We start from the raw sequence: 22,139 nt of genomic DNA on the forward strand, positions 1-22,139 counted from the left end.
AAATAACGGGCACCCGAGGTGAGGTGCCAGTTTTCGCTGTCAGTGACTTACAGGAAGGACGGGAAAGGCAGGTCCGTTTCTGCTTCGAAAATATCCGGGAAGCCACGCGGGTGCTGGTAAACGCGACGATTGCGATCCTGCGGATAGGTAAACTTGCCGCCAGGCTGCCAGATGAACGGGACAAACTGGTATTGCAGGCGATGACGACGCATTTCGAACAGCGTCAGAATTTCGTTGGTGTCTGCCAGCATGTTGCACCAGATGTCATGGTGGAACGGGATCATCACATCCGTACGCAGCGCTTCCCCCATTCGCAGAATATCGACAGCCGTCATTTTGTCGGTAATGCCAATGGGGTTCTCACCAAATGAGCCCAGCGCTACGTCAATATTATGCTGTTTGCCATGTTGGGCGTACATGTTGGAATAGTGAGAATCGCCTGAATGATAGATGTTGCCGCCCGGCGTTTTCAGCAGGTAATTGACCGAACGCAAATCCATATCCGGCACCGCAGCGCCGTCATCTGCCAGCGGTTTTGGCGGCTCGGTAATGAGGATCGTACGGTCGGAAGACTCCAGGACCACGATTTCCATATCTTTGATTTTGATAACGTCGCCCGGCTTCACCACGCGGCAACGTTCGGCAGGCACGCCCCACTGCATCCACAAATCAACACACGCCTGTGGCCCGATGAATGGCACATCCGGCGCACAGTTTTTCAGGACAGCCGCAGCCACGTTTATGTCGATATGGTCAGCGTGATAGTGCGTCGACAACACCGCATCAATTTCTTTAATCGAGAACGGATCGAGCACAAAGGTGGTGCTACGCAGGTTTGGCTGCGCGATACGAGCGCCGCTCATTCGTGCCATCTGATGGCTTGGCTTCATGTTCGGCAGGTCTTTTTTGCGCTTACCGGTGCCACACCAGAAGTCGATGCTGACGTTCGCATTGTCCGGGGTTTTCACCCACAGCCCCACACAGCCCAGCCACCACATCGCCACGGAATTCGGCGCGACTTTTTCAGCGCTAATTTCATCATTCAGCCAGGTGCCCCACTCGGGAAAAGTATTCTGCACCCAGGATTCGCGGGTAATTTCGTTTACGTTACTCATGGTTCTCTCCTTAAACGTCGCTGGAATGGGCAATTTTCTGGAAGGCGATAGCCGCTTCACGGCAGTCAGACGCATTCAGGATCGCACCACCAACAATGGCGACAGCCGGGTTCAGTTGTTTTTTGATGATCGGAAGGGTGTTGAGGTTAATGCCGCCCGCCAGAGAAATGGGCAAGCCGGTGACCTCACGCACGTCGAGAAATTCGCGGAAAGCTTCTTCCGGGTTATCACCGCAGTCGGCATTTTTGTGGACGCAAAGCTGCGTTGCACCAAGCGCTTTCAGCTCTTTCGCACGCTGAACCGGGTTCGGCACTGACTGCAAATCGAACACCACTTCCGCCTTGTTCTCTTTCGCAATCGCCAGCACCTTCTTCACTGCCGTATCGCTGGCAACCGCCAGCATTGAATAATTCTCGGGTTGGCATTTGCTCATCAGCGTGGCTTCACGCTCAGGGCCATCAATGATTTTCATGTCCAGAAACAGCGGCTTATCCGGGCAGATTTCGCGAATATCTGCGGCAATCTGAATACCACACAACTTCAGCAGCGACGTGCCCACTTCAATGATATCGACATACGGGCCTGCCGCGCGCACTACGTCGAGTGCCTGATTACGGTCGAGTAAATCGAGCGCCAGTTGAATTTTCATTGCCACCTCCATGACAGTTACAGCACCAGACCAAACGCGGCGCCAACAAGTTTCAGCAGATACAACACCGGTAACCAGACGAGAGTGAAGTCGATGTTGGAGAACATCAGTCCGGAACCGAACAGAGAGCCCATCAATGGGTAAAGCAGAATGATGCCCGCATGAGCGATGACGCTGGTGACAAAGCCCGCAGCCAGTGCGCCTTTGTAGCCCCCGTATTTGTTGCCAAACACGCCCATGGTGCAGCCATCAAAGAACATGATGATCGGGCTTGGGAAAACGATAATCGGGCATTTGAACAGGATGGTTGCGCCCATCACCACCAGCGCACCGACCACAGAGGCGATAAAACCAAGCATCGCGCCGGTTGGCGAATACGGGAACAGCGCCGGGCAATCGAGTGCAGGTACCACATCCGGCAGCAGGCGGTCAGAAATGCCTTTAAACGCTGGCACAATTGAGCCGATAAACATGCGCACACCGACCAGTAAAATCACCACACCCGCAGTAAAGGTCAGCCCTTCCATGATGAGCCAGACGACCCAGTTGGTTTTACCGCTCAGTTGACCAATGCCATCCGCGCCCACCGCCAGGCCAATACCGAGGAAAATCAGCGGCATCAGGAAGGAAAGGGAAATAGTGTTATCGCGGAACATCGCCAGAAAACCGGGCAACTTCATCTCTTCGGCATCTTGTTCAGGGTTGCCGCACACCTTCGCGATTCGGCTTGCCACCCACGCCCCCACTTGCTGGTTATGACCGAGCGTTAAGTCATCACCGATGAAGTGTTGAGCCAAAGCACGCGTGATTGCTGGCGTAATCGTCCAGTACAGCGCACAGAGCACCGCTCCAGTGATAATCAGCGGGAAGCCTGATAATCCCAATGCCCCCGGCAAAGACACCACCATAAACGTCGCCAGGAACAGCTGGATATGCACGGTCAGATAGACGTTTTTGCAGCGCTTGAACGGGATCATCCAGACGAACAACAGATGGATCAGGAAGCCGAGAATGAACGTCATGGTGACGTCATTGGCAAAGTGCAGCATCGCGACACCAAACGCGGCTTCGTTCGCGGGCAGCACGCCCTGAATACCCAACGTGCTGTTCAGTTTTCCCATAATCGGCGTCAGGGATTTCAGTAACGTGCCAGAGCCAATGGTGATCACCAGCAGACCAATAATGGTTTTGATGGTGCCGTCGATAACCTCGTTGGCTTTTTTTCCCTGAAGCATCAAACCAATCAGCGCGATAAAGCCGAGAAATAACGGGGCCTTATCGAGCAACTGGAAAATAATAAAACCGACAATGTCTTTCATAGTCGTTACCTTCTATGGCAGGTCTTACGCCAGATTTTTGAGGTAGTCGCCGATGCTGCTTTCAATTTCGACTTTGCGAACAAAGTTAGTCAGCACGATGGTTTTGCTCTGGATTTCCGCTGGCATGCTGACCGCCAGTTCACGCGTGGTGACATACAAATCGGCATGCACACTGCGTACGCTGCCTAAATCGCAGGTATCCACTGTCGCCGAGAGATCCATTTTTTTAAGCACTTGCTCGATGTTCATTTTGGCAATCACGCTGGACCCTAAGCCCATGCCGCAAACGCAGACAATTTTCATGTTCAGACTCCTTCTTCAACGCGGTTAATGGCGAGATAAACGTCGCGACGGTCCGTGCAACGCTTGATAAATTCGATGTTTTCTTCGCTGTCCAGAAACTCCACCAGCCGCGAGATAATCTGGATGTGGTTATTGCTGTCGGTCGCGCAGAGGCCAAAAACAATCTCTACCGGATCGTTTTCCTCGCTGCCGAAGTTGATTGGCTCCACAAGCGTCGTAAGACTTAGACCGGTTTTAATGACACTGGGAGCCGGTCTGGAATGTGCCAGCGCGATACCCGGCGCTACCACGATGTAAGGCCCAAGCGTTTCCACCGCCTGGATCATTTCCTGGGTGTACTCGTGGGTCGTGTGGCCGCCGCGAGTCAATAAATCGCCGGCAAGTTGAATAGCATGACGCCAGTCGTTTGCCCTGACTTTTAACTCAATATTCGCTTCAGAAATAATGTCGTTGGTCATCGCAAGAGTCCTTTGCATGTGTCTGAACTCAGGCTATTACGGATAAACGATGAGAAAAAAACCAATTTGCGCGCAGCGGGATGACAAAAAATTGGGCTCAGCAGAATGCAAAAAGCCGATTTTGACGAGGTGCATCACAAACAAACGACATACCCATGACAAAAGCAGGGTAATAAGAGGCAAAACGGGAAGTCAGGCGATGTGCAAAAATTTGAAGAGGGTCAACAATTGGAAAGTTACCGGCCGATAGGGCCGGTAACGGCGGAACATTCAGGCCTCAGCCGCTTCGTCGCCATCAACACTCACTTCCACCACCTCGACCTGATTGGCCTTAAGCAGGTTGTGTAAAGCGGTGCCCGGAGCTTCATCGGTAAATAAGGCGGTCATCTGGCTGACGTTGCCAATCTCTACTGCGGCCGACGCGTGATATTTGGTGTGATCGGCAGCCAGCAGCCGGTGGCGAGAATGCGCCATCATCGCTTGTGCCACGCTGGCTTCATTCACATCGAATTCCAGTAAAGTGCCATCACTTTCAATGGCACCCACGCTGGTCACCAGATAATCAGCCCGAAAGCCCGAAACAAACGCCGTGGCTGCCGGCCCGATAATGCCGCCATTGTGCGCACGCAGCGTACCGCCTGGCACCATCACCTCAAAACGTGGATTCTTATAAAGAATGTGAGCCACACGCAGACTGTTGGTGATGATTCGCAGGTGATTGTGGTTGAGCAGCGCCCGGGCAACATGCTCGACGGTGGTGCCAATGGTGATAAAAATGGTCGAGCCGTCCGGAATAAAATCGGCAATCGCCTCTGCGATCGCCTTTTTCTCTTCAGTCCAGGAGACTTCGCGCTGCTCAAACGCCGTGTTCACCACGCTGGAAGCACGCCCTGCGCCGCCGTGGTGACGCGTGATCAAACCTTGCTCGCTTAGCTTACGAATATCGCGACGCACCGTTTGCGTGGACACATCCAGCAATTGAGCCAGTTCATCAATGTTCATGTACCCACGATCGGCAATTAACGTCAGTAACTGGTCGTGGCGCGGATTACCGGTCAGTTCGGTAAGGCTCATAGGCTGTCCTCTGAATCCCATCTCGTCCCGCATTCTATACATAAAGTGACAAAAAAGAGCGGGTTTGATCACAGTCAGGGATACCTGCCCGGCCACCAGGACGCGTACATTTCAGCGCCGCGACGGCACTGGCGAAGCGAATCGCCTCTGCACCCGCTACGCCCTGAGCCAGACTGAAAGCAAAAGCGCCGTGGAACACATCGCCCGCGCCGGTGGTGTCCACGACATCCACAGCAAAGCCCGGCTGGTGAGCAATATCTTGATTCTCAAGCCAGAAACACCCCTCCGATCCATTAGTCACATAAACCTGTCCATTTGTGAGCGTTTGCGATTGTTTTAAGCCGATCATCAAATCCTGCTCACCGCTCATGCGCCGTAAACCCGGGGCGGAAAACACCGCATGGTCGCTGAGGCTGACCAGATCGGAAATATCCTGCGGGGTAATGTCACCATCCAGCACAGTGGTCACATTGGCCTGACGCGCCAGAGTAAAAGCTTTCTTCGTACCGTCATGCCAGCGAACATCCGCCAGCACCACATCCCACTGGCTGAAGTCGATCTCGTCCAGCCAACTGGCGTCCATCAGCAGGTCCGGGCTTGGATAATTCACAATGATGCGTTCACCCTGAGCGTCTACCACAATGGCGGATTGTGATGACCGGGCGTTCGGGTAACGCTTTACAAAACGAGTATTTACCCCAAATGACTCCAGTTCCTGCAACAGGCTGGTTCCCGTATCGTCGTCTCCCACACGACCGATAAAATCTAACTGCGCCCCCAGTTTTGCCGCCGCCACAGCGGCCGTCGCTGCCGGGCCACCGCCCACTTCCCGATAATTATTTGCCACATATTTTCCCCCTTCCGTGGGCAACTCCCCGACGTAATAAATCCTGTCCATCACGGCAATTCCGACACAAGCAATGCGAATCATGGTTTTTCCTTCCTCGTTAAACCCTGCCGCCATTTTAATTTGGCCAATTGTTTAAAAAGTGACGGCTGTCAATTTTTTGACCATAAATTACAAATACGATCAAAAACAGACAACATAAACGCGCAATTTCTGACAAAACATGACACCGCATCAGGAGAACAGTATGTCACTCATCGCATTTATCGGGCTCGGGCAAATGGGCGCGCCCATGGCGAGCAACCTGCTTAAACAGGGACATTCACTGCGAGTGTATGACGTTAACCCGCAGGCCGTGCAGGCGCTGGAAGCGAAAGGCGCACAAGGCGTGGCAACCCCTGCACAAGCCGTTCAGGACGCTGAGTTTGTGATAACCATGCTGCCCAACGGCGACTTGGTTCGCGCCGTGCTCTTCGGCGAAAACGGTGTTTGCGAGGGGCTTTCCCCACAGGCGCTGGTGATTGATATGTCCACTATCCATCCCCTGCAAACCGACAAACTGATTGCCGAAATGGACGAACGTGGTTTCAGCATGATGGACGTGCCCGTTGGGCGCACCTCTGACAACGCAGTCTCCGGCACGCTGTTATTGCTGGCGGGCGGTACGCAAGCGCAAGTGGAACGCGCGACGCCTGTGTTGATGGCCATGGGCAACGAACTGATTAACGCAGGCGGCCCAGGCATGGGCATTCGCGTGAAGCTCATCAACAACTACATGAGCATCGCCCTGAACGCGCTTTCCGCAGAAGCCGCGGTGCTGTGCGAATCCCTGGGCCTCGACCTGAACGTCGCCCTGAAAGTGATGAGCGGCACCGCCGCTGGCAAAGGCCACTTCGCCACCAGCTGGCCGAACAAGGTGCTGAAAGGCGATCTTTCCCCGGCATTTATGATCGACCTTGCTCACAAAGATCTGGGCATCGCCCTGGATGTTGCCAATCAACTGCATGTGCCAATGCCGCTTGGCGCAGCCTCTCGTGAAGTTTACAGCCAGGCCCGGGCCGCCGGACGCGGTCGCGAAGACTGGTCTGCCATTCTGGAACAAGTCCGCGTCAGCGCAGGGCTTCGCACCTCAAATTCATGTATCAACAAGGAATGATGTTATGACGCAGTACACCCTGAAAGAGATCACCCGTCCTTCCGGCGGTTTTGCCATGCTTGCCGTCGATCAGCGAGAGGCCATGCGTTCTATGTTCTCCGCTGCAGGCGTAAAAACGCCGGTCACTGACCAGCACCTGACTGATTTCAAAGTGAACGCCGCCAAAATCCTGTCGCCGTTTGCTTCCGCCATTCTGCTCGATCAGCAGTTCTGTTACCGCCAGGCCGTTGAACAGCAAGCCGTCGCGAAAAGCTGCGCGATGATCGTCGCTGCTGATGCGTTTATTCCCGGCAACGGCATTCCTGTCGATAACGTGGTCATCGACCACAACGTCAACGCGCAAGCCGTGAAGCGTGATGGGGCAAAAGCGCTGAAGCTACTGGTGCTGTGGCGCAGTGATGAAGACCCACAGCAGCGTCTGCAAATGGTCCACGAGTTTAATCAGCTTTGTCACAGCAATGGCCTGCTAAGCATTATCGAGCCCGTGGTACGCCCGCCGCGTCAGGGAGACAAATTCGACCGCGAACAAGCCATTGTCGCTGCGGCAAAAGAACTCGGTGACTGCGGGGCCGATCTCTACAAAGGCGAAATGCCGCTGTACGGCAAAGGAACGCAGCAAGAGCTGTTGTCCGCCGCGCAAAAACTGAACGACCAGATAAGCATGCCGTGGGTGATCCTCTCCTCCGGCGTGGATGACAAGCTCTTCCCGCGCGCCGTTCGCGTGGCTATGCAGGCTGGCGCTTCCGGCTTCCTTGCCGGACGTGCGGTCTGGTCATCCGTGGTTGGCCTGCCGGATACCGAATTGATGCTGAGCGATGTTTCTGCTCCGAAATTGCAACGTTTAGGCGAGATCGTCGACGAAATGATGGCTCGCCGCTAACAAAAGGACACCTCAATGAAATGGTTTAACACCCTGAGCCACAACCGCTGGCTTGAGCAGGAAACAGACCGAATTTTTGCTTTCGGCAAAAATGCCGCCATCCCAACGGGCTTCGGCTGGCTGGGCAACAACGGTCAGGTCAGAACGGATATGGGCACCCATTTGTGGATCACCGCCCGCATGCTGCACACCTATTCCGTTGCCGCAGGCATGGGACGCCCGGGCGCTTATGCGCTGGTTGAGCACGGGATCAACGCCCTCAATGGCGCGCTGCGCGACAAAAAATACGGCGGCTGGTATGCCTGCGTAAACGATGAAGGCGTGGTCGATGCGTCCAAACAGGGTTATCAGCACTTCTTCGTGCTGTTGGGCGCCGCAAGCGCTGTTACCACCGGACACCCTGCCGCACGTCAGCTTCTCGATGAAACTATCGAGATTATCGAGAAGTATTTCTGGAGTGAAGAAGAGCAGATGTGCCTGGAGTCCTGGGATGAGGCCTTCAGCAAAACGGAAGACTACCGCGGCGGCAACGCCAACATGCACGCGGTGGAAGCATTCCTGATTGTTTATGACGTAACCCACGACCGTAAGTGGCTGGATCGCGCGCTGCGCGTGGCATCGGTGATTATTCACGATGTGGCTCGCAAGAGTGAGTATCGCGTGAACGAGCATTTCGACACCAACTGGAACCCAATTCGCGATTACAACAAAGACAACCCGGCACACCGCTTCCGCGCTTACGGCGGCACGCCTGGTCACTGGATCGAGTGGGGTCGTCTGATGCTGCATCTTCGTGCGGCGCTGGAAGCCCGCTTCGAAACGCCACCGGAATGGCTGCTGGAAGATGCCAAAGGCCTGTTCCACGCCACTATTCGCGACGCCTGGGCCCCCGATGGCGCAGACGGCATTGTTTATACCGTCGGTTGGGACGGCAAACCGATCGTACGTGAACGCGTGCGCTGGCCGATTGTGGAAGCAATGGGTACTGCTTACGCGCTGTGGACCGTAACCGGCGAAGCGCAGTACGAAAGCTGGTATCAGACCTGGTGGGAGTACTGCATCAAATACCTGATGGATTACGAAAACGGTTCGTGGTGGCAGGAACTCGACACCAATAACGAAGTCACCACCAAAGTCTGGGACGGCAAACAGGATATTTATCATCTGCTGCATTGCCTGGTGATCCCACGTCTTCCGCTGGCTCCAGGGCTCGCGCCTGCTGTTGCCGCCGGGCTGCTCGATAGCCTGGCAAAATAAAGCGAGGGTAAAAACATGCATAAAAGCGGGACGACCATAGCGCTTCAGGCGGGTGAATATCAGGCACAGATTGTCACGGTAGGCGCGGGGATGGCCTCGCTCACTCATCGTGGCCGTCATGTGGTGATCCCGCATCCCCCTGAAGCGATGCCTCTGGCGCATTTGGGAAAGGTGTTAATTCCCTGGCCTAACCGCATCGCCAACGGCAGCTATCAGCATGAAGGGGTGACGTTAACGCCGGCGATCAACGATCGCGCCGGGAAGGCCGCGATTCACGGACTGCTGGCGTGGCAGAACTGGCAGATTGTTGAGCAGTCCACGGTGCACGTGGTGCTGTCAGCCTTTTTGCCACCAAACTATGGCTACCCTTTTATGCTTGCCGCCGAAGTCACTTATTCGCTTGATGAACAAACGGGTCTGAGCGCCCGTATTCTGAGTAAAAATATCGGTGATGCCACTGCGCCCTATGGCGCAGGGGTACACCCCTATCTGACCTGCAATCTGCAAAGCATTGATGACTGTGAGCTTCGCTTGCCCACTTGCCAGATCTTCGATGTGACCACCAGCCGCTTCTACACGGACAAAACGCTCGATTTCCAGCAGACCCGAATGATTGGCACCACCTGTATCGACAACACCTTTAACGTGCCGCAGCACGACACGCCCTGGGAAGTCCGTTTGGCGCATCCGCAGACGGGAATGTCCGTCTGGCTGCGTTCCGAACAGCCGTGGATACAGGTTTATTCCGGTGAAAAGCTCCAGCGCAGGGGCCTGGCCGTTGAGCCGATGAGCTGTCCGCCTGATGCGTTCAACTCCGGCATTGACAGGCTCTGGCTTAAGCCCGGCGATACCCATGTTTTGCGGTTTGAAATTGGCAGTGAATAACGAAAAAGAAGAAAAAACCCTTACCCTACAACGGAGGTCACAATGGCTTCGCAATACCCTGCACTGCATCTTGCTACGATCGACAACGGGTTTACGCTGTCGTTTGAAGAGCGCCTTATTTTGCGTCATACCCGCCAGTCGCCCTGCCTGTGGATTGGCGCGGGCGAGGCAGATATCGACATGTTTCGCGGCAACTTCAGCATCAAAGACAAGCTGAATGAAAAGATTGCGCTTACCGAAGCCACCGTGGTGAAACAAAGCGCGGGCTGGACGATTCATTTTTCTCGCAGTGATACGGCGAACGCTACGCTCACTGTCGGGCTGGACGATAACGGTCGCCTGCTGCTGAAGCTGCACAACGGCAACGCCAGCCAAAACCGCATCTGGTTGCGGCTTGCCGCCCAGCCTGAAGATCATATTTACGGCTGCGGCGAACAATTTTCTTATTTCGATCTGCGCGGCAAACCGTTCCCGCTGTGGACCAGCGAACAGGGCGTCGGCCGCAATAAGAAAACCCAGGTTACCTGGCTTGCCGACTGCAAAGAAAATGCCGGTGGCGACTATTACTGGACCTTCTTCCCACAGCCGACGTTCGTCAGCACGCAGAAGTATTACTGCCATGTCGATAACAGCGGCTACATGAATTTCGACTTCAGCGCGCCTGATTTCCACGAGCTGGCGTTCTGGGAAGATAACGCCACGCTGCGCTTCGAATGTGCGCCAACCTACATCGAACTGCTGGAAAAACTCACAGCTTTGCTCGGCCGACAGCCTGAACTTCCCGACTGGGTGTATGACGGCGTGATACTCGGCGTTCAGGGCGGAACGGAACTCTGCCAGCAAAAACTCGACAAGATGCGTAAGGGCGGTGTGAAGGTGAACGGCATTTGGGCGCAAGACTGGTCCGGCATTCGCATGACTTCTTTCGGCAAGCGTGTAATGTGGAACTGGAAGTGGGATCGCGACCTCTACCCTCAACTCGATGAACGCATCGCCCAGTGGCAGCAGGAAGGTGTGCAATACCTCACCTACACCAACCCTTATGTCGCCAGCGACCGTGATTTGTGCGAGGAAGCGGCGAAGCAGGGCTATCTGACCAAAGATGCTCACGGCAAGGATTACCACGTCGAGTTCGGTGAGTTCTATGCTGGCGTCGTCGATTTGACCAATCCCAAAGCCTACGACTGGTACAAAGACGTTATCAAACAAAATCTTGTCGCGCTTGGTTGTGGTGGCTGGATGGCGGATTTTGGCGAATACCTGCCAACCGACACTTATCTGCACAACGGTGTGAGCGCAGAAATCATGCATAACGCCTGGCCTGCGCTGTGGGCGAAGTGCAACTACGAAGCGCTGGAAGAAACCGGCAAGCTGGGCGAAGTCCTGTTCTTTATGCGCGCGGGTTACACCGGCAGCCAGAAACATTCGCTGATGATGTGGGCGGGCGATCAGAACGTGGACTGGAGCCTCGACGATGGGCTGGCCTCCGTCGTTCCGGCCGCACTTTCTCTGGCGATGACCGGACACGGTTTGCATCACAGCGATATCGGCGGCTACACCACACTGTTCGACATGAAACGCAGCAAAGAGCTGCTGCTTCGCTGGTGTGATTTCAGCGCCTTTACGCCGATGATGCGCACCCACGAGGGCAACCGTCCGGGTGACAACTGGCAGTTCGACAGCGATGCAGAAACCATCGCCCACTTCGCTCGCATGACTTCCGTGTTCACCACTCTGAAGCCTTATATCAAAGCTGCCGTCGCGCAGAACGCGAAAACCGGTTTGCCTGTGATGCGCCCGCTGTTCCTGCATTACGAAGAGGACGCTCGCACCTACGAGCTGAAATACCAGTATCTGTTTGGTCGCGATCTGCTTGTCGCCCCGGTTTATGAACAAGGCCGCAGCGACTGGACGCTCTACCTGCCGCAGGACAAATGGATTCACGCGTGGACGGGCGAGGAGTATTCGGGTGGCAAGGCAACGGTGAGAGCCCCTCTCGGTCAGCCGCCTGTTTTTTATCGTGCCGAGAGTGAGTGGAGCGCTTTGTTCGCCCCACTGCGTCAGATCAGCGCTTCCTGAGACAAGGATCGACCATGGACTTTTTCGCCCTGTTTACGCCAGACGGCATCCCGTTGGATTACGGCGTGATCGCTATCGTCATTGCCATCATGTTTATGTACACCTTTGTGGGGATTTGCGCCGGATTCGGCGGCGCGCTCACCACCATGCCACTGGTCACTCTGCTGTTGCCGTTGAAAATGGCCGCGCCGATGTCGGTGATAGTCGGCACGGCGACGGCGCTGTATGCCACCTGGCTGTCCCGAAAGGAGACGAACTGGAAATCAGCGTTGGTGCTGATCCTGTTCTCCTTCGCAGGCATTCCGGTGGGGATTTATGCCCTGTCTTATTTGCCCGATCACATCATGAAAATTGGCCTGGGCGGCTTTTTAATCCTCTATTCCTTTTACAGCCTGTTTATTCCACGCCTGCCCGTTTACGACAAAAACTGGATTGCCATGCCCATTGGCGTTATCGCAGGAGCATTAGGCTCTGCGTTCTCCACCAACGGGCCGCCGGTGGTCATTTACGGCATGCTGCGAAATCTGGCTCCCGCCGCGTTTCGCGGCACCCTGAATGCCTTCTTCACCGCCAACAACATCGCCATTATCGGCGGGCTGACCACCAGCGGCATTCTGACGATATCGACTATCAAGCTGGTGCTGTTCTGCATCCCGACCATGATCCTGGGTTCGCTTGTGGGCCAGTACGTGCATAAGCGAATCTCAGTGAAAGTCTTTCGGCTAATGGTTTTCCTGCTGCTGATTGCGTCCGGCGCGATGCTTATCAAAGGCGCGACGGGCATTTCCGCTCTGGCGGCTTTGGCTCCGGCCTTTGGTTTGCTGCTGGTGCTGCACCTGTTCTTTGGCAAGAAAGTCGCGGCTATTCGCGCGGCGAGTGAAGCCTGATGGAGAACGCATCATGACTGAACATCACAACGATCCGGCCCGTTTACGCCTGCCTTTCAGAGAAAAAGTGGCGTACGGCATGGGCGATTTAGGCTCGAATATCCTGCTGGATATTGGCACGCTGTACCTGTTGAAGTTCTACACCGATGTACTGGAGCTGCCAGGCACTTACGGCGGAATTATCTTTCTGGTCGCGAAATTCTTTACCGCCTTCACCGATATGGGCACGGGGATCATGCTCGACTCACGCAGAAAGATTGGCCCGAAAGGCAAGTTCCGGCCCTTCGTGCTGTACGCCGCCTTCCCGGTCACACTGCTGGCTATCGCCAATTTTGTCGGTACGCCTTTTGAGATAACCGGCAAGACAGTCATCGCAACGCTGTTGTTCATGCTGTATGGCCTGGTGTTCAGCATGATGAATTGCTCCTACGGTGCGATGGTGCCTGCTATCACCAAAAATCCGGATGAGCGAGCTTCGCTGGCCGCCTGGCGTCAGGGAGGCGCAACACTCGGCCTGCTGCTCTGCACCGTCGGTTTTGTGCCGGTCATGAATCTTATCGAGGGGAGCCCGCAGCGCGGCTACATTTTCGCAGCCACGCTGTTTTCACTGTGCGGTCTGCTCTGCATGTGGTGGTGCTACTCAGGGGTCAAAGAGCGTTACGTGGAAGTACCGACGACACACGCCACACAGAAACCGGGATTGTTGCAGTCGTTTCGCGCCATCGCCGGAAACCGACCGCTGTTTATCCTGTGCATTGCCAATCTTTGTACGCTTGGGGCCTTCAACGTCAAACTCGCCATCCAGGTCTATTACACCCAGTACGTGCTCAATGATCCGATCCTGCTTTCGTGGATGGGCTTTTTCAGCATGGGCTGCATTTTTATTGGTGTGTTCCTGATGCCGGCTGCGGTACGACGTTTCGGCAAGAAAAAAGTCTACATCGGCGGGTTGCTGATTTGGGTGGCGGGCGATTTGCTCAACTACCAGTTTGGTGGTGGTTCCGTCAGTTTTGTCGCGTTCTCCTGCCTGGCCTTTTTTGGTTCCGCCTTCGTCAACAGCCTTAACTGGGCGCTGGTGTCTGACACGGTGGAATACGGTGAGTGGCGAACCGGCGTGCGTTCGGAAGGCACGGTGTATACCGGCTTCACGTTCTTTCGCAAAGTCTCGCAGGCGCTGGCTGGTTTTTTCCCTGGCTGGATGCTGACGCAAATCGGTTATGTGCCGAATGTGGTGCAGTCCACCAGCACGGTGGAAGGATTGCGCGAGCTGATCTTCATCTGGCCATGCGCGCTGGCAGTCGTCACCATCGTGGCGATGGGATGCTTTTATAACCTCAACGAAAAGCTGTATGTCCGCATCGTTGAGGAGATAGAAATTCGCAAGCAACCGCTGAGAAAAACGGAGGTGCGATGATGTCTGCTCCTGATCCGCTTACGCTCAAACTGAGTCTGCGTGAGAAATGTGCCTACGGTATCGGCGATGTAGGGTCAAACCTTATGCTGAGCATCGGCACACTATACCTGCTGAAGTTCTATACCGACCAGTTAGGACTGCCCGCCTTTTACGGGGGCGTTATCTTTCTGGTGGCAAAGTTCTTTACCGCCTTCACCGATATGCTGACCGGCGTTCTGCTGGATTCGCGCCGTAACATTGACGCCAGAGGGAAATTCCGGCCCTTTATTTTGTACGCTTCGTTACCGGTAGCGCTAATTTCATCTGCTCAGTTCCTGGCCAACGACTTCAGCCTGACCCTGAAAACCGCCATTGCTACCGTGCTGTTTATGCTGTTTGGCCTGTTCTACAGCCTGATGAACTGTTCTTATGGCGCGATGGTTCCGGCCATCACCAAAAATTCGCACGAGCGAGCGCATCTGGCAGCCTGGCGTCAGGGTGGCGCAACGCTGGGCTTGTTGCTGTGTACCGTCGGGTTTATGCCCATTCAGGCATTATTCAGTGCAAAACCTTCGCTGGGTTATCTGGTAGCGGCCCTGCTTTTCTCAACGGGCGGCCTCTTCTGCATGTGGTGGTGCTACAGCGGCGTGAAGGAGCGTTACGTCGAGAATGCGCCGGACCACCACAAGCCCAGCATCATGAAGTCATTTTGCGCGATCTTCCGCAATCCGCCGCTGCTGGTCCTGTGTATCGCCAACCTTTGTACGCTGGCGGCCTTCAACATCAAGCTCGCGATTCAGGTCTATTACACCCAATACGTCCTCAATGATGTTCATCTGTTGTCGTGGATGGGATTTTTCAGCATGGGCTGCATTCTGGTGGGCGTATTTCTTGTGCCGGGAGCCGTGAAACGCTTTGGCAAAAAGCAGGTATATCTGGGCGGCTTGCTCTTATGGGCGGTGGGAGATGTGCTGAATTTCGTCTGGGGTAACAGCTCAGTGCTGTTTGTTACCTTCTCCTGCATGGCCTTCTTTGGCACCGCGTTTGTGAACAGCCTCAACTGGGCGCTGGTGCCCGACACCGTGGATTATGGTGAATGGAAAACCGGCATCCGCGCAGAAGGCTCCGTCTATACGGGATATACCTTCTCACGCAAAATCTCAGCGGCCCTCGCCGGTTTTCTGCCCGGCATTATGTTGACCCAAATTGGCTATGTGCCAAACGTCGTTCAAAGCGCGGGGACGTTACTGGGGTTGCGGCAACTCATCTTTCTGTGGCCGTGCGCACTGGCGATAATGGCGGCGCTGACGATGGGACTCTTCTATAAGCTGAATGAAGAGCGCTTTGCTTTTATCATTGCGGAAATAGGGAAACGGAAAAAACCGCTGACCGACTCTTTGGTTAGGGCTGAAAACAGCAAAGAACACGTCGTCGTGAGCTAATGGCCTTGCCCGGCGGCACTTCGTTCGCGTGGGCCAACAAACCAATAAAAAAGCCGCTGAAAATCAGCGGCTTTTTTCATTCAGATTAAAAAATTAATCTTCTTTAGGACCACGAGAAGCGCGTTTACGGTCGTTCTCGGTCAGGTGACGTTTACGGATACGGACAGAAGTTGGGGTCACTTCTACCAGTTCGTCGTCATCGATGAACTCCAGAGCTTGCTCCAGGGTCATCTTCACTGGTGGAACCAGAACCGTTGCTTCGTCAGTACCTGACGCACGCATGTTGGTCAGTTTCTTACCGGTCAGGCAGTTGACGGTCAGGTCGTTAGAACGGCTGTGAATACCGATGATCTGGCCTTCGTAAACTTCTGCACCGTGACCCAGGAACAGCTTACCGCGGTCCTGCAGGCTGAACAGGGCGAATGCCACTGCTTTACCCTGGCCGTTAGAGATCAGTACGCCGTTCTGACGCTGGCCCACTTCGCCCGGACGAATGTCGTCGTAGTGGCTGAAGGTGGAGTACAGCAGACCGGTACCGGAAGTCATGGTCATGAATTCGTTACGGAAGCCGATCAGGCCACGGCTTGGGATCACGTAGTCGAGACGTACGCGGCCTTTGCCATCTGGATTCATGTTTTTCAGGTCGCCTTTACGCTCACCCAGAGCCTGCATCACAGAACCCTGATGCTGCTCTTCAACGTCCAGAGTCACGTTTTCGAATGGCTCTTGCTTACGGCCTTCGTGCTCGCGGAAGATTACTTTCGGACGGGAAACCGCCATTTCGAAACCTTCACGACGCATGTTTTCGATAAGAACTGACAGGTGCAGCTCACCACGACCGGAAACACGGAACGCATCCGCATCTTCAGTTTCTTCTACACGCAGTGCAACGTTGTGCACCAGCTCTTTGTTCAGGCGGTCAAGGATCTGACGGGAGGTAACGTATTTACCTTCTTTACCACAGAACGGAGAGGTGTTGACGTTGAAGAACATGGTTACTGTAGGTTCATCAACAGACAGCGCTGGCAGCGCTTCAACCGCCTGCGGGTCGCAGATGGTGTCAGAGATGTTCAGCTCGCCCAGACCGGTGATGGCGATGATGTCGCCTGCTTCTGCCACGTCGCTCTCGATACGCTCAAGACCCAGGTGAGTCAGAACTTTACCGACTTTACCGTTACGGGTTTTGCCTTCGCTATCGATGATAGTGACCTGCTGGTTCGGCTTCACTTTACCGCGCTTGATACGACCAATGCCGATGACGCCAACGTAGTTGTTGTAATCAAGCTGGGAGATCTGCATCTGCAGGGTGCCTTCCAGGTCAACGTTTGGCGCAGGAACGCGGTCAACGATGGTCTGATACAGCGGGGTCATGTCTTCCGCCATATCTTCGTGATCCAGACCTGCAATACCGTTCAGCGCAGAAGCGTAAACGATAGGGAAGTCGAGCTGCTCGTCAGTGGCGTCGAGGTTAACGAACAGGTCGAAGACCTGATCAACAACCCAGTCAGGACGCGCGCCTGGACGGTCAACTTTGTTAATAACAACAATCGGCTTCAAACCATGGGCAAACGCCTTTTTGGTTACGAAGCGAGTCTGCGGCATTGGGCCATCCATTGCGTCAACGACCAGCAGCACGGAATCTACCATGGACATTACACGTTCAACTTCACCACCGAAGTCGGCGTGGCCTGGGGTATCAACGATGTTGATACGGTAGTCATTCCATTTGATAGCGGTGTTTTTAGCGAGGATGGTAATCCCACGCTCTTTCTCCAAATCGTTGGAGTCCATCACACGTTCTTGTGCTTCAGTACGCGCATCGAACGTACCGGATTGCTGCAGCAGCTTATCAACCAGGGTAGTTTTACCATGGTCAACGTGCGCGATGATGGCGATATTACGCAGATTTTCGATCACAACTTTGCCTCAGGCATTTAGAAATAGCGCGTTATTGTACACGGATTAATCGCACTACAAAACAGGATCACAAACATCCCCCGCAAACAAGTATTGCAGAGTTGCTCTGTGATCGCTTTCACGGAGAGTAAAAAGTGCGCCATAACTCAAATTGCACCAAAACAGTGCCCAATATTCACATGAGAGCACTATTTTGGTGCAAGATATCCATCATGGTGCAGCACTTTTGCACTATGGTGCGCATCATACCGCCTTTTGGGGGGCATTTAAAAGTTGGCACAGTTTTCGCTTTATCTTTTTTACGGCAACAACGCCACATAAGCAGTGCCAAGAATAGTTCGTTACCACGACGACAATGACAAATCCGGGAGAGTTTAAGTATGTCCGCTGAACACGTTTTGACGATGCTGAACGAGCACGAAGTGAAGTTTGTTGATCTGCGCTTCACCGATACCAAAGGTAAAGAACAGCACGTCACTATCCCTGCTCATCAGGTAAATGCCGAATTCTTCGAAGAAGGCAAAATGTTTGACGGCTCCTCTATCGGTGGCTGGAAAGGCATCAACGAATCCGACATGGTGCTGATGCCAGACGCATCTACCGCTGTCATTGACCCGTTCTTCGAAGAGTCTACGCTGATCATTCGCTGTGACATCCTGGAACCCGGCACGCTGCAAGGCTACGACCGCGACCCACGCTCCATCGCGAAACGCGCTGAAGAGTACCTGCGCTCTACTGGCATCGCGGACACCGTTCTGTTCGGGCCAGAACCAGAATTCTTCCTGTTTGATGACGTTCGCTTCGGCAGCGCCATCAACGGTTCTCACGTGGCTATCGACGATATCGAAGGCGCGTGGAACACCTCCACCAAATACGAAGGTGGCAACAAAGGTCACCGTCCAGCAGTAAAAGGCGGCTACTTCCCGGTTCCTCCAGTAGATTCTGCTCAGGATCTGCGCTCCACCATGTGTCTGGTGATGGAAGAAATGGGTCTGGTGGTAGAAGCTCACCACCACGAAGTCGCCACCGCTGGTCAGAACGAAGTGGCAACCCGCTTCAACACCATGACCAAAAAAGCTGACGAAATTCAGATCTACAAATACGTTGTGCACAACGTGGCGCACCGTTTCGGTAAAACCGCGACCTTCATGCCAAAACCAATGTTTGGCGACAACGGTTCCGGTATGCACTGCCACATGTCTCTGTCCAAGAACGGCACTAACCTGTTCTCTGGCGACAAGTACGCAGGTCTGTCTGAGCAGGCGCTGTACTACATTGGCGGCGTTATCAAACACGCTAAAGCGATCAACGCCCTGGCGAACCCAACCACCAACTCCTACAAGCGTCTGGTCCCGGGTTACGAAGCACCAGTGATGCTGGCTTACTCTGCGCGTAACCGTTCTGCGTCCATCCGTATTCCAGTGGTTGCTTCTCCGAAAGCGCGTCGTATCGAAGTGCGCTTCCCGGACCCAGCGGCTAACCCGTACCTGTGCTTTGCTGCGCTGCTGATGGCCGGTCTTGATGGTATCAAGAACAAAATCCACCCAGGCGAAGCGATGGACAAAAACCTGTACGACCTGCCGCCGGAAGAAGCGAAAGAGATCCCACAGGTTGCAGGCTCTCTGGAAGAAGCGCTCAACGCCCTGGATCAGGACCGTGAGTTCCTGACCGCTGGCGGCGTGTTCACTAACGACGCGATCGATGCTTACATCGCTCTGCGTGTTGAAGAGAACGACCGTGTGCGTATGACTCCGCACCCAGTCGAGTTCGAACTGTACTACAGCGTTTAATTAGCAGTCATCCTGTGGCCTTTATGACTTTCGCCGAGGCCCAGGACATTTTTTGTTGCCGTGGAAACTTTCAGCCCATCTTCGGATGGGCTTTTTTCTCCAGCAACAGTCTGATTTCAGGCGCTTAATGGCTGAAAACCGCTATAATGCACTAAAATAGTGCACACCTTTCAGGAGACTGCTGAATGGCAACAGGCGTGCTGCCCGATGCTGGGCAGATCCTCAATTCTTTGATCAACAGTATCTTACTGGTCGATGACGAGCTGGCGGTGCATTACGCCAACCCGGCGGCGCAGCAATTGCTGGCGCAAAGCTCCCGTAAATTATTCGGGGCACCGTTACCGGAACTGTTGAGTTATTTTTCGCTGAACATTGGCCTGATGCATGAAAGCCTGCTGGCGGGCCAGGGCTTCACCGACAACGAAGTGACGCTGGTGATTGACGGTCGCTCGCACATTCTCTCGGTGACCGCTCAGAGGCTGCCAGACGGCCTGATACTGCTAGAGATGGCGCCGATGGATAACCAGCGACGCCTGAGTCAGGAACAGCTCCAACACGCTCAGCAGGTCGCTGCTCGCGATTTAGTGCGAGGGCTTGCCCATGAGATTAAAAATCCGTTGGGCGGCCTGCGTGGCGCGGCACAACTGCTCAGCAAAGCGCTGCCTGACCCGTCGCTGCTGGAATACACCAAAGTGATCATCGAGCAGGCCGACAGGCTACGCAATCTGGTTGACCGCCTGCTTGGGCCGCAGCAACCCGGTATGCATGTCACTGAAAGCATTCACAAAGTGGCTGAGCGGGTCGTGAAACTGGTGTCGATGGAGTTGCCCGACAACGTACGTTTGACGCGCGACTACGACCCAAGTTTGCCTGAGTTACCGCACGATCCTGACCAGATTGAGCAGGTTTTGCTGAATATCGTGCGTAATGCCCTCCAGGCGCTTGGGCCTGAAGGTGGCGAAATTATTCTTCGCACCCGAACGGCGTTCCAGCTCACGCTGCATGGCGTGCGCTATCGCCTGGCGGCTCGTATTGATGTGGAAGATAACGGGCCAGGTATCCCTTCGCACCTGCAGGATACGCTGTTTTATCCCATGGTCAGCGGCCGTGAAGGCGGCACCGGGCTGGGGTTATCCATCGCCCGTAATTTGATCGACCAACACTCCGGTAAAATTGAATTCACCAGTTGGCCGGGCCATACCGAATTTTCGGTTTACCTGCCCATTCGGAAATAGAGGTGCATTGTATGCAGCGCGGGATAGTCTGGATTGTTGATGACGATAGCTCCATCCGTTGGGTGCTTGAACGTGCACTCACCGGGGCAGGATTGACCTGTACCACTTTTGAAAGCGGCAGCGAAGTGCTGGATGCCCTGGCGAGCAAAACGCCGGACGTTTTACTCTCTGATATTCGTATGCCAGGCATGGACGGGCTGGCGTTGCTGAAACAAATCAAACAGCGCCATCCGATGCTGCCGGTCATCATAATGACCGCTCATTCCGATCTGGATGCGGCCGTCAGCGCCTATCAGCAAGGGGCTTTTGACTATCTGCCCAAACCGTTTGATATCGATGAAGCGGTGGCGTTGGTTGAGCGTGCTATCAGCCATTATCAGGAACAGCAGCAGCCGCGTAACGCGCCGGTGTTCGGTCCAACCACCGACATCATTGGTGAAGCCCCTGCGATGCAGGACGTGTTTCGTATTATCGGCCGTCTTTCGCGCTCTTCCATTAGCGTGCTGATTAACGGCGAGTCCGGGACAGGTAAAGAGCTGGTCGCTCACGCCCTGCATCGTCATAGTCCACGTGTGAAAGCGCCGTTTATCGCACTCAACATGGCGGCGATCCCGAAAGATTTAATTGAATCTGAACTGTTCGGCCATGAAAAAGGCGCGTTTACCGGCGCAAACACAATTCGCCAGGGTCGCTTTGAACAGGCCGACGGGGGCACGCTGTTCCTCGATGAAATCGGCGATATGCCGCTGGATGTCCAGACTCGCCTGCTGCGCGTGCTGGCTGACGGGCAGTTTTATCGCGTTGGCGGCTATGCACCGGTGAAAGTCGACGTGCGTATTATTGCCGCGACGCACCAAAACCTGGAGCTGCGTGTTCAGGAAGGGAAATTCCGTGAGGATTTATTCCACCGCCTGAACGTCATCCGTGTGCATCTGCCCCCGCTGCGCGAGCGCCGGGAAGACATTCCGCGTCTGGCACGTCACTTCCTGCAAGTGGCGGCGCGTGAACTGGGCGTAGAAGCCAAACTGCTGCATGCCGAAACGGAAGCGGCGCTAACGCGTCTGGCCTGGCCGGGGAACGTGCGTCAGCTGGAAAACACCTGTCGCTGGCTGACGGTGATGGCCGCGGGTCAGGAAGTGCTGATTCAGGATTTGCCTGCCGAGCTGTTTGAAAGCAGCGTGCCAGACAGCCCTTCTCATTCGCTGCCTGATAACTGGGCCACGCTGTTGGCACAGTGGGCCGACAGGGCATTGCGTTCCGGTCATCAAAACCTGTTGTCTGAAGCTCAACCGGAAATGGAGCGCACATTGCTCACCACCGCGCTGCGTCATACTCAGGGGCACAAACAGGAAGCGGCTCGTTTGCTGGGCTGGGGGCGAAACACCCTGACCCGCAAGCTGAAAGAGCTGGGAATGGAGTAATGATATTGCCGGGTGGCGCTGTCGCTGACCCG

At 54.7% G+C, this 22,139-nt stretch carries 19 protein-coding genes; 11 read left to right on the forward strand and 8 right to left on the reverse strand.

The window, feature by feature from the left end:
- Positions 1-47: 47 nt before the first annotated feature.
- From ulaG to ACI2I2_RS12975, 7 genes are all read right to left on the reverse strand, one after another.
- Positions 48-1,115, reverse strand: a complete 1,068-nt coding sequence (gene ulaG, locus ACI2I2_RS12945) for an L-ascorbate 6-phosphate lactonase (protein WP_404658269.1) — start codon at positions 1,113-1,115, stop codon at positions 48-50.
- A gap of 10 nt (positions 1,116-1,125) precedes the next feature.
- Positions 1,126-1,764: an orotidine 5'-phosphate decarboxylase / HUMPS family protein gene (locus ACI2I2_RS12950; protein WP_404658270.1), complete on the reverse strand. Its 639-nt coding sequence runs from the start codon at positions 1,762-1,764 to the stop codon at positions 1,126-1,128.
- A gap of 17 nt (positions 1,765-1,781) precedes the next feature.
- Complete coding sequence (locus ACI2I2_RS12955) at positions 1,782-3,083, reverse strand: PTS ascorbate transporter subunit IIC (RefSeq protein WP_404658271.1); 1,302 nt, start codon at positions 3,081-3,083, stop codon at positions 1,782-1,784.
- Positions 3,084-3,107: 24 nt separating this feature from the next.
- Complete coding sequence (locus ACI2I2_RS12960; protein WP_404658272.1) at positions 3,108-3,386, reverse strand: PTS sugar transporter subunit IIB; 279 nt, start codon at positions 3,384-3,386, stop codon at positions 3,108-3,110.
- A 2-nt stretch (positions 3,387-3,388) separates the two neighbouring features.
- Positions 3,389-3,844 carry a PTS sugar transporter subunit IIA gene (locus ACI2I2_RS12965; RefSeq protein ID WP_404658273.1) on the reverse strand — a complete coding sequence of 152 codons (456 nt, stop codon included), beginning with the start codon at positions 3,842-3,844 and terminating at the stop codon, positions 3,389-3,391.
- A gap of 270 nt (positions 3,845-4,114) precedes the next feature.
- Positions 4,115-4,918 (reverse strand): DeoR/GlpR family DNA-binding transcription regulator, encoded by an 804-nt coding sequence (locus ACI2I2_RS12970; protein WP_404658274.1) that lies wholly within the window; start codon positions 4,916-4,918, stop codon positions 4,115-4,117.
- 34 nt (positions 4,919-4,952) lie between these two features.
- On the reverse strand, positions 4,953-5,849 hold the full coding sequence (locus tag ACI2I2_RS12975) for a sugar kinase (protein ID WP_404658275.1): 897 nt from the start codon (positions 5,847-5,849) through the stop codon (positions 4,953-4,955).
- 163 nt (positions 5,850-6,012) lie between these two features.
- On the opposite strand from ACI2I2_RS12975, the gene yihU reads away from it, so the two are divergent.
- The 8 genes from yihU to ACI2I2_RS13015 are packed head-to-tail and all read left to right on the forward strand — an operon-like array spanning position 6,013 to position 15,744.
- Positions 6,013-6,921: a sulfolactaldehyde 3-reductase gene (yihU, locus tag ACI2I2_RS12980; RefSeq protein ID WP_404658276.1), complete on the forward strand. Its 909-nt coding sequence runs from the start codon at positions 6,013-6,015 to the stop codon at positions 6,919-6,921.
- Between the two features lie 4 nt (positions 6,922-6,925).
- A complete protein-coding gene (yihT, locus tag ACI2I2_RS12985; RefSeq protein WP_404658277.1) occupies positions 6,926-7,801 on the forward strand; it encodes a sulfofructosephosphate aldolase in 876 nt (291 codons plus the stop codon).
- A 15-nt stretch (positions 7,802-7,816) separates the two neighbouring features.
- Positions 7,817-9,058: a sulfoquinovose isomerase gene (gene yihS, locus ACI2I2_RS12990; protein ID WP_404658278.1), complete on the forward strand. Its 1,242-nt coding sequence runs from the start codon at positions 7,817-7,819 to the stop codon at positions 9,056-9,058.
- 15 nt (positions 9,059-9,073) lie between these two features.
- Positions 9,074-9,943 (forward strand): aldose-1-epimerase, encoded by an 870-nt coding sequence (locus ACI2I2_RS12995; RefSeq protein WP_404658279.1) that lies wholly within the window; start codon positions 9,074-9,076, stop codon positions 9,941-9,943.
- A gap of 42 nt (positions 9,944-9,985) precedes the next feature.
- Positions 9,986-12,022: an alpha-glucosidase gene (locus ACI2I2_RS13000; protein ID WP_404658280.1), complete on the forward strand. Its 2,037-nt coding sequence runs from the start codon at positions 9,986-9,988 to the stop codon at positions 12,020-12,022.
- 14 nt (positions 12,023-12,036) lie between these two features.
- Positions 12,037-12,909, forward strand: coding sequence for a sulfite exporter TauE/SafE family protein (locus tag ACI2I2_RS13005; RefSeq protein ID WP_404658281.1), 873 nt, complete (start codon positions 12,037-12,039; stop codon positions 12,907-12,909).
- Between the two features lie 13 nt (positions 12,910-12,922).
- Positions 12,923-14,323 carry an MFS transporter gene (locus tag ACI2I2_RS13010; protein ID WP_404658282.1) on the forward strand — a complete coding sequence of 467 codons (1,401 nt, stop codon included), beginning with the start codon at positions 12,923-12,925 and terminating at the stop codon, positions 14,321-14,323.
- Positions 14,323-15,744 (forward strand): MFS transporter, encoded by a 1,422-nt coding sequence (locus tag ACI2I2_RS13015; protein ID WP_404658296.1) that lies wholly within the window; start codon positions 14,323-14,325, stop codon positions 15,742-15,744. Before ACI2I2_RS13010 ends, ACI2I2_RS13015 begins: the two co-directional genes overlap by 1 nt.
- 93 nt (positions 15,745-15,837) lie before the next feature.
- Here ACI2I2_RS13015 and typA read toward each other — a convergent pair whose 3' ends face one another.
- The gene (gene typA / locus ACI2I2_RS13020; protein ID WP_404658283.1) at positions 15,838-17,661 is read right to left on the reverse strand and encodes a ribosome-dependent GTPase TypA; all 1,824 of its coding nucleotides are present in this window, start codon (positions 17,659-17,661) and stop codon (positions 15,838-15,840) included.
- Between the two features lie 380 nt (positions 17,662-18,041).
- Here typA and glnA point away from each other — a divergent pair, with 380 nt between their 5' ends.
- The 3 genes from glnA (at position 18,042) to glnG (ending at position 22,107) form a co-directional block, all read left to right on the forward strand.
- On the forward strand, positions 18,042-19,451 hold the full coding sequence (glnA, locus tag ACI2I2_RS13025) for a glutamate--ammonia ligase (RefSeq protein WP_404658284.1): 1,410 nt from the start codon (positions 18,042-18,044) through the stop codon (positions 19,449-19,451).
- 185 nt (positions 19,452-19,636) lie between these two features.
- Positions 19,637-20,686, forward strand: a complete 1,050-nt coding sequence (glnL, locus tag ACI2I2_RS13030; RefSeq protein ID WP_404658285.1) for a nitrogen regulation protein NR(II) — start codon at positions 19,637-19,639, stop codon at positions 20,684-20,686.
- A gap of 11 nt (positions 20,687-20,697) precedes the next feature.
- Entirely contained in the window at positions 20,698-22,107 is a 1,410-nt protein-coding gene (gene glnG / locus ACI2I2_RS13035) for a nitrogen regulation protein NR(I) (RefSeq protein WP_404658286.1), read from the forward strand.
- Positions 22,108-22,139: the final 32 nt, after the last annotated feature.

It is taken from the genome of Scandinavium sp. NPDC088450, assembly GCF_044900545.1.
Taxonomy (GTDB): Bacteria; Pseudomonadota; Gammaproteobacteria; order Enterobacterales; family Enterobacteriaceae; genus Scandinavium.

Coding starts and splice junctions, on each gene's coding strand:
- ulaG (WP_404658269.1), bottom strand. CDS start 1,115: ATGAGTAACGTAAACGAAATTACCCGCGAATCCTGGGTGCAGAATACT.
- ACI2I2_RS12950 (WP_404658270.1), bottom strand. CDS start 1,764: ATGAAAATTCAACTGGCGCTCGATTTACTCGACCGTAATCAGGCACTC.
- ACI2I2_RS12955 (WP_404658271.1), bottom strand. CDS start 3,083: ATGAAAGACATTGTCGGTTTTATTATTTTCCAGTTGCTCGATAAGGCC.
- ACI2I2_RS12960 (WP_404658272.1), bottom strand. CDS start 3,386: ATGAAAATTGTCTGCGTTTGCGGCATGGGCTTAGGGTCCAGCGTGATT.
- ACI2I2_RS12965 (WP_404658273.1), bottom strand. CDS start 3,844: ATGACCAACGACATTATTTCTGAAGCGAATATTGAGTTAAAAGTCAGG.
- ACI2I2_RS12970 (WP_404658274.1), bottom strand. CDS start 4,918: ATGAGCCTTACCGAACTGACCGGTAATCCGCGCCACGACCAGTTACTG.
- ACI2I2_RS12975 (WP_404658275.1), bottom strand. CDS start 5,849: ATGATTCGCATTGCTTGTGTCGGAATTGCCGTGATGGACAGGATTTAT.
- yihU (WP_404658276.1), top strand. CDS start 6,013: ATGTCACTCATCGCATTTATCGGGCTCGGGCAAATGGGCGCGCCCATG.
- yihT (WP_404658277.1), top strand. CDS start 6,926: ATGACGCAGTACACCCTGAAAGAGATCACCCGTCCTTCCGGCGGTTTT.
- yihS (WP_404658278.1), top strand. CDS start 7,817: ATGAAATGGTTTAACACCCTGAGCCACAACCGCTGGCTTGAGCAGGAA.
- ACI2I2_RS12995 (WP_404658279.1), top strand. CDS start 9,074: ATGCATAAAAGCGGGACGACCATAGCGCTTCAGGCGGGTGAATATCAG.
- ACI2I2_RS13000 (WP_404658280.1), top strand. CDS start 9,986: ATGGCTTCGCAATACCCTGCACTGCATCTTGCTACGATCGACAACGGG.
- ACI2I2_RS13005 (WP_404658281.1), top strand. CDS start 12,037: ATGGACTTTTTCGCCCTGTTTACGCCAGACGGCATCCCGTTGGATTAC.
- ACI2I2_RS13010 (WP_404658282.1), top strand. CDS start 12,923: ATGACTGAACATCACAACGATCCGGCCCGTTTACGCCTGCCTTTCAGA.
- ACI2I2_RS13015 (WP_404658296.1), top strand. CDS start 14,323: ATGTCTGCTCCTGATCCGCTTACGCTCAAACTGAGTCTGCGTGAGAAA.
- glnA (WP_404658284.1), top strand. CDS start 18,042: ATGTCCGCTGAACACGTTTTGACGATGCTGAACGAGCACGAAGTGAAG.
- glnL (WP_404658285.1), top strand. CDS start 19,637: ATGGCAACAGGCGTGCTGCCCGATGCTGGGCAGATCCTCAATTCTTTG.
- glnG (WP_404658286.1), top strand. CDS start 20,698: ATGCAGCGCGGGATAGTCTGGATTGTTGATGACGATAGCTCCATCCGT.